9 protein-coding genes are annotated in these 10,958 nt (G+C 67.0%); 5 read left to right on the forward strand and 4 right to left on the reverse strand.

Annotated features, from left to right (window positions below; translation table 11 throughout):
* Positions 1-198 precede the first annotated feature (198 nt).
* From OG474_RS20255 to OG474_RS20270, 4 genes are all read right to left on the reverse strand, one after another.
* Positions 199-570, reverse strand: a complete 372-nt coding sequence (locus tag OG474_RS20255) for a cupin domain-containing protein (RefSeq protein WP_405063896.1) — start codon at positions 568-570, stop codon at positions 199-201.
* A gap of 10 nt (positions 571-580) precedes the next feature.
* Positions 581-1,237, reverse strand: coding sequence for a Rid family hydrolase (locus OG474_RS20260; RefSeq protein ID WP_405063897.1), 657 nt, complete (start codon positions 1,235-1,237; stop codon positions 581-583).
* Positions 1,234-2,817: a flavin monoamine oxidase family protein gene (locus OG474_RS20265; protein ID WP_405063898.1), complete on the reverse strand. Its 1,584-nt coding sequence runs from the start codon at positions 2,815-2,817 to the stop codon at positions 1,234-1,236. The genes OG474_RS20260 and OG474_RS20265 overlap by 4 nt, the downstream gene beginning before the upstream one ends.
* Before the next feature lie 112 nt (positions 2,818-2,929).
* Complete coding sequence (locus tag OG474_RS20270; RefSeq protein WP_405063899.1) at positions 2,930-3,700, reverse strand: S1 family peptidase; 771 nt, start codon at positions 3,698-3,700, stop codon at positions 2,930-2,932.
* A 92-nt stretch (positions 3,701-3,792) separates the two neighbouring features.
* On the opposite strand from OG474_RS20270, the gene OG474_RS20275 reads away from it, so the two are divergent.
* The 5 genes from OG474_RS20275 to OG474_RS20295 all read left to right on the forward strand — a co-directional run bounded on the left by OG474_RS20275 (position 3,793) and on the right by OG474_RS20295 (position 10,915).
* Positions 3,793-4,110: a hypothetical protein gene (locus OG474_RS20275; RefSeq protein WP_405063900.1), complete on the forward strand. Its 318-nt coding sequence runs from the start codon at positions 3,793-3,795 to the stop codon at positions 4,108-4,110.
* 80 nt (positions 4,111-4,190) lie between these two features.
* Positions 4,191-6,308 (forward strand): glycogen debranching protein GlgX, encoded by a 2,118-nt coding sequence (gene glgX / locus OG474_RS20280; protein ID WP_405063901.1) that lies wholly within the window; start codon positions 4,191-4,193, stop codon positions 6,306-6,308.
* Entirely contained in the window at positions 6,305-8,710 is a 2,406-nt protein-coding gene (gene treY / locus OG474_RS20285) for a malto-oligosyltrehalose synthase (RefSeq protein WP_405063902.1), read from the forward strand. Before glgX ends, treY begins: the two co-directional genes overlap by 4 nt.
* A gap of 4 nt (positions 8,711-8,714) precedes the next feature.
* Complete coding sequence (gene treZ / locus OG474_RS20290) at positions 8,715-10,436, forward strand: malto-oligosyltrehalose trehalohydrolase (RefSeq protein WP_405063903.1); 1,722 nt, start codon at positions 8,715-8,717, stop codon at positions 10,434-10,436.
* Positions 10,437-10,738: 302 nt separating this feature from the next.
* The gene (locus tag OG474_RS20295; protein WP_405063904.1) at positions 10,739-10,915 is read left to right on the forward strand and encodes a hypothetical protein; all 177 of its coding nucleotides are present in this window, start codon (positions 10,739-10,741) and stop codon (positions 10,913-10,915) included.
* Positions 10,916-10,958 lie beyond the last annotated feature (43 nt).

The raw sequence follows: 10,958 nt of genomic DNA on the forward strand, positions 1-10,958 counted from the left end.
TACGCGCGGCTGAGAGCCGAGTGCCGCCGAGTTGGTCATCCACTCCACCAGAAGCAGCACCTTGCTGACTTGTGGATCGCTGCCGCCGCGGTTCGGTGGGAGTTGCCGTTGATCGCGCATGACGCTGTGTACGTCGGGTGCCCCGGCGTTGATCTCGTCACTGAGCTGTCGCGCTGACGGGCGGATCTACATTCCGGCTCAGCGCTTGGGTGGGTCGACGTTGACGGTCGGGATCCCGCCGCCGGCGCGGGCGATGATCGCCAGGGACGGGATCTTGGCGGGGTTGCTCTCGCGGTGGACGGTGAAGGCGGGGACGTGGACGAAGTCGCCGGCGACGGCGTCCAGGTACTCGTCGGTGCCTTCGAACTCGAGGCGCAGCACGCCGGAGACGATGTAGAGGCTGCTCTCGTTCTTGTCGTGATGGTGCCAGCCGGAGATCGCGCCCGGTTCGGTGGTGACCTGGCCGGCCCACAGGAGTGGGAGTTCGAAGGCCCGCATCCGCAGCATGCCGGAGGTGGGGTCGGCCGCGACCAGGTCTCCTGCCTTGATGACCCGAACAGGCTCAGTCATACCTCCAGTGTCAGCGCTTGGGGTAGGCGGCGTCGACCTCTACTTCGACGAGCCAGCCGGCTACTGGGAGGTTCTCGATCTCGAGGGCGAAGCGGGAGGGGCGGGACTTGTTGACGACGAAGGGCTTGGTGGGTGGGGCGGTGCCCAGGGGGACCGGGACGTACTTGCCGGTGGTGAGGTCGGTGTTGGCGAAGTACTGCCGGTAGGCGCGGTTCCAGCCGGCGAAGTCGGCGGCGGGGGCTCCGGCGGGGTTCTGGAGGAAGACGCGCATCGTGTAGACGTCGGCGAAGGATAGGCCGGCGGCTTGGAGGTTCTCGCCGATCCGGCGGAGAGCGTTGATGCCTTGGGCCTCGGTGAGGGTGACGCCGGTGGGCAGCGTGCCGCCGGGGAAGATCGCGGTGTCGATGTACGACGACTCTGTCCCGGCCGGTGCTCCTGTGTTCAGCGCGGTCGGGCCGATGCCGCTGGTCTTGTAGACCGCGGTGTTCGCGCCGATGCCGACGCCCGTCGCGATCATCGGGTTGGCCTGACCGGCGGGAAGAGCCGGTACGACGGTTCCGGGGCGAGGTGGATGGGGCTTGTCCCACCAACCGGCCGCCGTACTGGCGCCTGCGGTGAACGAGACGACTACGGCCGCGAGTCCGACGGCCAAGAAACGACGCTTCATCGAGACGTCACCACCCGGTGGTGTAGCGCGGTCACGGTGGCGCGGGCCGAGGTCATGGCGCCGTGCTGCCAGGCGATCGCGTGGGACAGATGGTCGCCGGCGAAGTAGACGTTGCCGGTGGGTTCGAGCAGTCGTTCGTAGGTCGCGTCGGTCTGCGACGGCCAGCCCACCCAGGAGCCTTCCGAGTACCGCGTCCCGGCCCAGTTCACCGAGAACGACGCCTCGATGTCGCGACCGTAGACGTCGCCGTGCATCTTGGTGCCTTGGGCAACGGCTCGCTGGAGCCGGGCGGCCGGCGTGAGGGCGCCGTACGTGTTCGCGTTGGTGCCGGTGTTGTAGTAGCCGATCACCGTGCCGCGCGGGCCGTGGAAGCCGGTCGACGGATACCAGGTGTTGCCGGTGTCCAGGCTGCTGTTGGTGATCCCGCCGTAGATCCGCAGGTCCTCCTCCCACCAACGGCGTCCGTACTCGATCCCGATCTTGCCGGCGTTGGTCGGCCGGGCCCACTTGAGCGAGTCGACGACCGGCGTCGGCAGGTTCGACGGAATCTTGGCCGCGATGTGCGGCGGCAGCGCACAGATCGCGAAGTCGGCCGCCAGTACTCGCGGCCGGCCGCCTGTGCTGTAGGTGACCTGGACGCCATCCGGAGTGTTCCGCAGTCCGAGGACCTCGGCGCCGTACTGGATCTTCTCCCGGCCGATCGCGCGCTCGAACGCGTACGGGATCCGATCCATCCCGCCGACCGGCTGGAACATCATCATCGCCTGGTCCCAGCCGAACTCGAACGAGAAGTAGTTGCCGACCCCGCTCGCGAAGACATCACTCAGCGCGTACGGCGCGGCCGTCGTACCGCCCTCTGTCCCGGCGCCGGGCTCGACCGTGTAGCCGCGGCGGCCGTCGGTGCCGGTGTACTTGAATCCGCCGGCCTTGTCCGAGATCGAGCCGAAGCTGGTCAGGAATCCGATCAGCGCCTGCTTGTCGGTGCTGGTCAGATAGCTGTCGAGGGCACCTTGGTCGGTCGCCTTCGCGAGTAGTTCGGAGACGTAACCGTAGACATCCGCCTTGGCGGTGCGGTGCCGGATCGGTTGATTGGACAGGGCTGTCGTGCCCTCGCGGTAGAGGTAGGCGTCGGCGTTCTGGTTGACGAACGGCTCGATCGCGACACCGAGCTCGCGGCAGTAGTCGAGCGTCACGTGGTGCTGCGGGATCCGGCCGGGGCCGGCGTTCATGTACTGCCCCGGCGAGAACCGCGCCCGCTGGGTGGTGCCGGTCAGGTCGGTCTCCGAGGTCCCGCCGCGGACGGTCCAGTTCCGGCCGCCGGGACGTTTCCGGGCCTCCAGCAGCGTGACCTGGTAGCCGGCCTTCAGCAGTTCGTACGCCGAGGTCAGTCCGGAGATCCCGGCGCCGAGGATCACGACGTGCTTGCGCGGCCGGCCGTGCAGATCGATCCGCGCCGGGGCGGCGTACGCGGGGGTGTCGGCCAATCCGGTCAGGCCGAGGGCGGACATCGTGGAGTAGAGCACACCGGCACCGCCGGTGATACCGACCTGTTGCAGGAAGTGACGTCTGGTCTGCGCCATGCCTTCTCCTCACGGGCCACGGGCTTGTGACCAGAAAGGTAAGGACAAAGTGTTGTGGCGCCGTGTCCGAGCGATGACGTCCTCGCGCCGGAACTGACAGGTATGTTTCGCCTTAACGAACCTGTGAAGGCACAGCACGAACCTGAGCAAGCAGTGTCTTAACTACTGGCGCGACCTCCGCATAAACCCCGGGATAGCCCTCTTTTGCGCAGCCGTTGCCCCACGAGACGATCCCGAGCAGCCGGCCGTTCAGCACCAGTGGTCCACCCGAGTCGCCCTGGCAGGCATCGCCTGTTCCATCCAGGTAACCGGCGCACACATTCGCCGCCGCGGTGTAACCGTTCTCGGTGTAGCCCTTGATCCCCGTGCAGGTCGCGTCGCCGAGATCCGGTACGGCGACCTTCTGCAGCGTGTCGTCCGGCCCGGTCCCGTCGGTGTCGCCCCACCCGTAAACAGTCGGCACCGCGCCCCGCCGATCCGCCTTCGGGCTCGTCTCCAAGCGCAGTACCGGCACTCCTGGCATCGGCTTCTTCAGAGTCAGGACGGCGAAGTCGTTGCGGTTCGTGGTCGTGCTGTACGCCGGATGCACCCACACCTTGCTGACCGCGGAGAACCGGCCGACCTCCCGGTTGCTCAGATCCGCGCGCCCCTGGACCACGCCGTACGACGTGATCGGCTGGCGGGCGCAGTGTGCCGCGGTCAGCACCTTGTCCGGAGCCACCAGCACCCCGCCACACCATCGCTTCGACTCCCGCACCGCCGCCGAGTTGGTCAGCACCACCGCCCACGGCGCCTCAGCCACGCTCGCCAGCGTCCCCCCGACCACCATCGGCTTCCCCTGGTCGGCCGCCACCGACCCAGCCCCCACCACCAAAAACGCCACCGCCAACACCAATGCCCGCTTCACCATGCGGGAGAACTTACTCCAAGTAGTCGCCCGAACGCAGAAAGTCCGCACGGTAGAGTCCCGAGCCCATGGGGGTCGACGTCCTGCTGTTGCGCGTGGATCGAGCGGGGACGAGCCCGAAGCGCCGTCGCCTGGTGCAGCTCGCCGTACTCGGGGATCCGGACGATGTCTTCGCCGGCCTGTGCGCGCGGAGCGACCTGCCGATGCTCGGTCGCGTCGACCCGTACGGCGATCTGGTCCTGACCACTTCCGAGATGCCGCAGTTCCTGGCCGAACTGGCGGCTGAGCACGCCCGGGAGCCGCAGGAACTGCTCACCGGCATCCGGCAGCTCGCCGAGCGGTGCGCCGCGGAACCAGGCACCGAGCTGCACCTTGTCGGTGACTGACAGGCCCGATCGGGTGAACACTCGGGAGTAATCGACCCCGGTATGCAAGGTCTGGGGGCGGAGGTGGCTACTGTCTTCAGGTGCAGAAATGGCCTGGTCGTCCTTATCCCCTCGGAGCCACGTACGACGGTTCCGGGACGAACTTCGCGGTGTTCTCGGAGGTGGCCGAGAGAGTTGATCTCGCCCTGATCGGTGACGACGGGACCGAGCAGTTGGTGCAGTTGACCGAGGTGGACGGGTTCGTCCACCACGCGTACCTGCCGGCGGTGCAGCCGGGGCAGCGGTACGGGTTCCGGGTGCACGGGCCGTACAGCCCGGCCGACGGGCATCGGTGCAACGCGTCGAAGCTGCTGCTGGACCCGTACGCGAAAGCGATCGACGGGCAGGTCGACGGTGACGAGTCGCTGTTCAGCTACCGCTTCGGCAACCCCGGTGAGCTGAACACGATGGACAACCGCGAGCACACGATGCTCTCGGTCGTCACGAACCCGTTCTTCGACTGGGGCAACGACCGTCCGCCGGGTCACGCGTACCACGAGACCGTGATCTACGAGGCGCACGTGAAGGGCCTCACCAAGACACACCCGGGGCTCCCGGAGGAGATTCGCGGCACGTACGCCGGGATCGGGCATCCGGCGATCATCGAGCACCTGAAGGAGCTCGGGGTGACCGCGATCGAGCTGATGCCGGTGCACCAGTTCGCCCAGGACGGTCATCTGCAGGAGCTGAACCTCACGAACTACTGGGGTTACAACACGATCGGCTTCTTCGCCCCGCACAACGCCTACTCGTCGCTGGGCAGCCGCGGTCAGCAGGTGACCGAGTTCAAGACGATGGTGCAGGCGCTGCACGAGGCGGATATCGAGGTCATCCTCGACGTCGTCTACAACCACACCGCCGAGGGCAACGAGTTCGGCCCGACGCTGTCGTTCAAGGGCATCGACAACGCGGCCTACTACCGGCTGGTGGACTCGGACAAGTCGCACTACTACGACACGACCGGCACCGGCAACAGCCTGCTGATGCGGCACCCGCACGTACTGCAGCTGATCATGGACTCGCTGCGCTACTGGGTCACCGAGATGCATGTGGACGGGTTCCGCTTCGATCTTGCGTCGACGCTGGCCCGTCAGTTCCACGAAGTCGACCGGCTGTCGGCGTTCTTCGACCTGGTCCAGCAGGACCCGGTCGTCAGCCAGGTCAAGCTGATCGCCGAGCCGTGGGACGTGGGTGACGGCGGCTACCAGGTGGGCAACTTCCCGCCGCTGTGGACCGAGTGGAACGGTAAGTACCGCGACACGGTCCGGGACTTCTGGCGGGGTGAGAAGTACACGCTGGCCGAGTTCGGCTCGCGGCTGACCGGTTCGTCGGATCTGTACCGCGACGACAGCCGGCGGCCGCTGGCGAGCATCAACTTCGTCACCGCGCACGACGGCTTCACGTTGCGCGATCTCGTGTCCTACAACGAGAAGCACAACGAGGCGAACGGCGAGGGTGGCAACGACGGCGAGAGCCACAACCGCTCCTGGAACTGCGGTGTCGAGGGTCCGACCGACGATGCCGCAGTGCGCAAGCTGCGGTCCAAGCAACAGCGCAACTTCCTTGCCACGCTACTGATTTCGCAGGGCGTCCCGATGCTCGCGCACGGTGACGAGCTGGGCCGGACGCAGTCGGGTAACAACAACGTCTACTGCCAGGACAACGAGCTCGCCTGGGTCAACTGGGACCTCGACGAGGAGCAGAAGGACCTGCTGGAGTTCACCGGCGACCTGGTCCGGCTACGCAACGAGCACCCGGTCCTCCGGCGCCGCCGCTTCTTCCACGGCGACCAAGGGGTCGACGGGCTGGGCGACCTGGTCTGGTTCACCCCGGACGGCAAGGAGATGCAGGACGGCGACTGGAGCCGCGACGACGCCCGCGCGGTGGCCGTGTTCCTGAACGGTGATGCGATCTCCGAGCCGGATCAGCGCGGTGAGCCGGTGGTCGACGACTCGTTCCTGATCCTGCTGAACAGCAACTACGAGCCTGAGGAGTTCCTGCTGCCTGGGAGCGAGTTCGGCGAGACCTGGTCGGTTGTGGTGGACACCATCCGCCCGACCGGCCGGGCCGAGGACGGCGAGCACGCGGCGGGCAGCACGATCCGGATCGAGGATCACGGCATGCTGGTGCTGACCCGACCACGCCGGACTGCGGGATGAACTCGATCCCGCAGGCGACGTACCGGCTGCAACTGCGCGCCGAGTTCGGATTCGACGATGCGGCGACGATCGTCCCGTACCTGAACAGCCTCGGGATCTCGCACGCGTACCTCTCCCCGATCCTGCAGGCCGCGCCCGGTTCCACCCATGGGTACGACGTGGTCGACCACAGCCGGTTGTCGGAGCCGATGGGTGGTCGTCCCGCCTTCGATCGGCTCTCGATCCGGCTGGGCGAGCACCGGATGGGTGCGGTCGCGGACGTGGTCCCGAACCACGTGGCCGTCCCGACACCTGCCCGGCTCAACAAGGCGCTGTGGTCCGTGCTCCGGGACGGCCCAGGATCGCCGTACGCCGAATGGTTCGACGTCGACTGGGGTTCGGGGAACCAGCCACTGCTGATGGCGGTTCTGGGGCAGCGGATCGGCCAGGTGCTCGCAGAGGGCGAGCTGGCGGTCGACGGCGACGTACTGCGCTATTACGAACACGAATACCCGCTCCGACCCGGTACGGCGGATCTGCCGATCGCGGAGCTGGTGACCGAGCAGTGGTACCGCCTGGCGCACTGGCGGGTCGCTGACGAGGAGCTGAACTACCGGCGCTTCTTCGACGTCGACACGCTCGCAGCGGTCCGGGTGGAGACGCAGGAGGTCTTCGAGGCCACACATGCGTTGCTGTTCGAGCTTCTGCAGGAGGGGAAGCTCAACGGCTTCCGCATCGACCACCCGGACGGTCTGGCCGACCCGCGCGGCTATCTGCGTCGGCTGGCCGAGCGGACCGGCGGTGCGTGGGTAGTGGTCGAGAAGATCCTCGAGGGCGACGAAGAGCTGCCACACGACTGGCCCTGCGCCGGTACGACGGGCTATGACGCGCTGCTGCGGGTAGGTGGGCTGTTCGTCGACCCCGCCGGCGCAGCACCCCTTGCAGCACTGCACTCTGAGCTGACTGGTGAGCCGGCCGACTTCAGCCCGGTAGTGATCGAGGCGAAGCGCGAGATCGTCAAACACGGCCAGTACGCCGAAGTGCACCGGCTGGTGGAGTTGCTGGCTCGCATCTGCCAGGACGACGTCAGACTGCGTGACCACACCAGGCGGGCGTTCCACGAGGTTGTGGCGGAGCTTCTGGTCCAATTCGACGTCTACCGGGCGTACGTCGTACCGGGGGAGCAGCCGGCGCACTCTGCTGTCCGGGTGCTGGAGCGAGCAGCGACCAGGGCCCGCGAGCACCTCGACGAGGACCGGCAGGAGACGCTGGAGGTTGTCCTGGACCTCCTGATGGGCCGTGAGGTCGGCACTGCGAGCCGGATCGATGAGCATGCGCGGCATGAGCTGATCGTGCGGTTCCAGCAGACCTGTGGGCCGGTGATGGCCAAGGGGATCGAGGACACCGCGTTCTACCGGTGGTTCCGGCTCTCGTCGCTCAACGAGGTCGGTGGGGACCCGGAGCACTTCGGTGTGACGCCGGAGGAGTTCCATGCGTTCTCAGCCCAGCTGAACCGGCGCTGGCCGCGGACCATGACCACACTGTCCACTCACGACACCAAGCGCTCCGAGGACGTACGTGCGCGGCTCGGTGTGCTGTCCGAGCAGCCTGCTGCGTGGGCTGAGGCTGTGCGTGAGTGGCGGCGGCTGTCTGAGGACCACCGGAGCCCGCTGCTCGACGGGAGCACGGAGTACCTGTTCTGGCAGACCCTGTTCGGCACCTGGGGTGACGGTCCGATCGCGGTCGACCGGATGCAGGCCTATCTGCAGAAGGCGATCCGGGAGGCTAAGCGTCACACCACCTGGACCGAGACGGACGAAGAGTACGAGCAGGCCGTCGCCTCCTTCGTGACCGCGGTCCTGGCGGACTCAGCAGTGCTCGACTCGGTACGGCGCTTTGTCGGCAGGCAGGCCGAGTTCGTTCGGGCGGCGACGCTCGGGCAGAAGCTCGTGCAGCTGACGATGCCCGGCGTACCGGATGTGTATCAGGGCAGTGAGCTGGTGGACCTGTCGTTGGTGGACCCGGACAACCGGCGTGCGGTCGACTACGAGTACCGGATCGAGCGCTTGCGCCGGTTGGACGAGGGTGCGCGGCCGGATGACCTGTCCGACGAGAAGCTGCTGGTCACGGCACGTGCGCTGCGGTTGCGTCGGCAGTACGCGGAGGCGTTTGCCGGTGGTTACACCCCACTGCCCACCTCCAACGGGCACGCGGTCGCGTTCGCTCGGGGCGATGAGGTGATCACCATCGCCACTCGGCTGCCGGCCGCACTGCATCGGCTGGGTGGCTGGGGCGACAGCACCGTCGTACTGCCTGCTGGAGAGTGGAAGAACGTGTTGACCGGCCGCGACGTGGGTAGTGGAGCGGCTCGGATTCAGGAGCTGCTGGAGGACCTCCCGGTGGCCCTGCTCGTGAGGAGCTGACTACTTGCACACCTTCAGCGTCTGGGCGCCTCAGGCGCCGACGGTCGACCTGGTCCTGCGGGACGGCGTACTGCCGATGCATTCCGGCGCTGACGGGTGGTGGGTGCGTGACGTGGTCGAAGCGCGCCACGGCACCGACTACGCGTTCACGGTCGACGGCAGTGAGCCGCTGCCGGATCCGCGTAGCCCTTGGCAGCCTGATGGTGTGCACGGCTTCAGCCGAGTCTTTGACGCGGACCGCTTCCGGTGGACCGACAGCGAGTGGACCGGGCGCGATGTGCGCGGTGCGGTGTTCTACGAGCTGCACATCGGCACCTTCACTCCCGAGGGCACGCTGGCTGCGGCTGCGGATCACCTGGACTACCTGGTGCTGCTGGGCGTCGAGATCGTCTCGCTGATGCCGGTGGCCGCATTCCCGGGTCGGCATGGCTGGGGTTATGACGGTGTTGATCTGTATGCCGTCCATGACCCGTACGGCGGTCCGGCAGCTCTGCAGGCGTTCGTGAATCGGTGTCATGAGGTTGGGCTGGGCGTCTGTCTGGACGTGGTCTACAACCACCTCGGACCGAGCGGCAACTACCTGGACTCGTTCGGCCCGTACTTCACCGACCGCCACACCACGCCGTGGGGACCGGCGGTCAACCTGGATGACACCGGGAGCAGCGAAGTACGCCGGTTCATCTGCGACAACGCGCTCCGGTGGTTCCGTGAGTTCCACATCGACGCTCTGCGGTTGGACGCCGTACATGCGCTGCTCGACGAGAGTCCAGTGCACCTGCTGGCGCAACTGTCGACCGAAACCGCCAGTCTGTCCGAGGAGCTCGGGCGTCCGCTTGGACTGGTTGCGGAGTCTGATCTGAACGACCCTCGCATGGTGGATCCGGTTGCGGAGGGCGGTCTGGGGATGACTGCGCAGTGGAACGACGACTTCCACCATGCGCTGCACACCATGCTGACCGGCGAGCGAGCTGGGTACTACGAGGACTTCGCCGAGCCCGGGGTGTTCGCGAAGGTGCTCACGCATGTGTTCCTGCATGACGGTGCCTACTCGACGTTCCGCGGGAAGGACTGGGGTCACCCGGTCGATCCGGCCACGCATCGGGGTGGACAGTTCCTGGCCTATACGTCGGATCACGATCAGATCGGCAACCGTGCACTGGGTGATCGGCCTGCGTTGACGCCCGGGCAGTACGCGATCGGGGCCGCGCTGGTGCTGACTTCGCCGTACACACCGATGCTCTTCATGGGCGAGGAGTGGGGCGCGTCGACGCCGTGGCGCTACTTCACCGACCACGACGAGCCGGCCCTGGCCGACGCCGTCCGGACCGGTCGGCGCCAGGAGTTCGCCGCCTTCGGCTGGAGCGCCGACGAGATCCCGGATCCCCAGGACCCCGCAACCTGGCGGAGCTCGGTCCTGAACTGGTCCGAGGTCGACGAGTCACCGCACCGCGAACTACTCACCTGGTACCGCGACCTCCTAGCCCTCCGAGCCCGAACCCCCGAACTGCGGGACGACCGCCTGGATGCGGTCCGGGTCAGCGAGGGCCCAGGCTGGCTGATCGTGAGCCGCGGCAATCTCCGGATCGTGGTCAACCTTCACCCGGAACCAGCGGCAGTCCCGGTCGAGCGAGCGTCGTACATCCTCCTCGCCTTCGGCACCCCGACCCTGGGCGCAGATGCCGTCCACCTCCCACCCCACTCGGTCGCCGTAGTCCTCGCCGGTTGAGGCGGCCACCCACTGCGGCCGACGACGTACGCCGGGCTGTGTCATTTCACTGGATATCCGTTCAAGTTGACCCTTCTCTGCTCAAATATTGAGGGGAGAAGGGTCAACTTGAGGGGAGATCCCCAGAGTTGCCGCTGAGGACGTTCGGCGGGGGAATCTTTCGTATTTGGGGCTGAAACGCACAGAAGGCGGCGTTCGAGCTTGTTGTTCGGTGTCGATTTGCGGAATCGCTTGTGTCCGGACTCTGCGTGACGGAGTGTGGGATCGCCAGCAGCGTGAGCGGGGGCGACGGGAGGACACAGATGACAGTCGGAGGCGTCGACACCTACTACGACTACGAAGAGAAGCAGTGGAAGAGCCGGAGGCTCGGCGGTGGAGTGATTCCGCGCGGTCCGGTTTGCCCTGCTCCACGCACCACCGATCCCGTAGCGGCGAAGCACGATCGCCGGCCCGCGTCCCACGACAAACCCAAACGCTGAATCCCACGAGGGGTGGCACGGCCCGCCAGACCTGGTCACCCCG

The organism is Kribbella sp. NBC_01505 (assembly GCF_045040285.1).
Lineage (GTDB): Bacteria > Actinomycetota > Actinomycetes > Propionibacteriales > Kribbellaceae > Kribbella.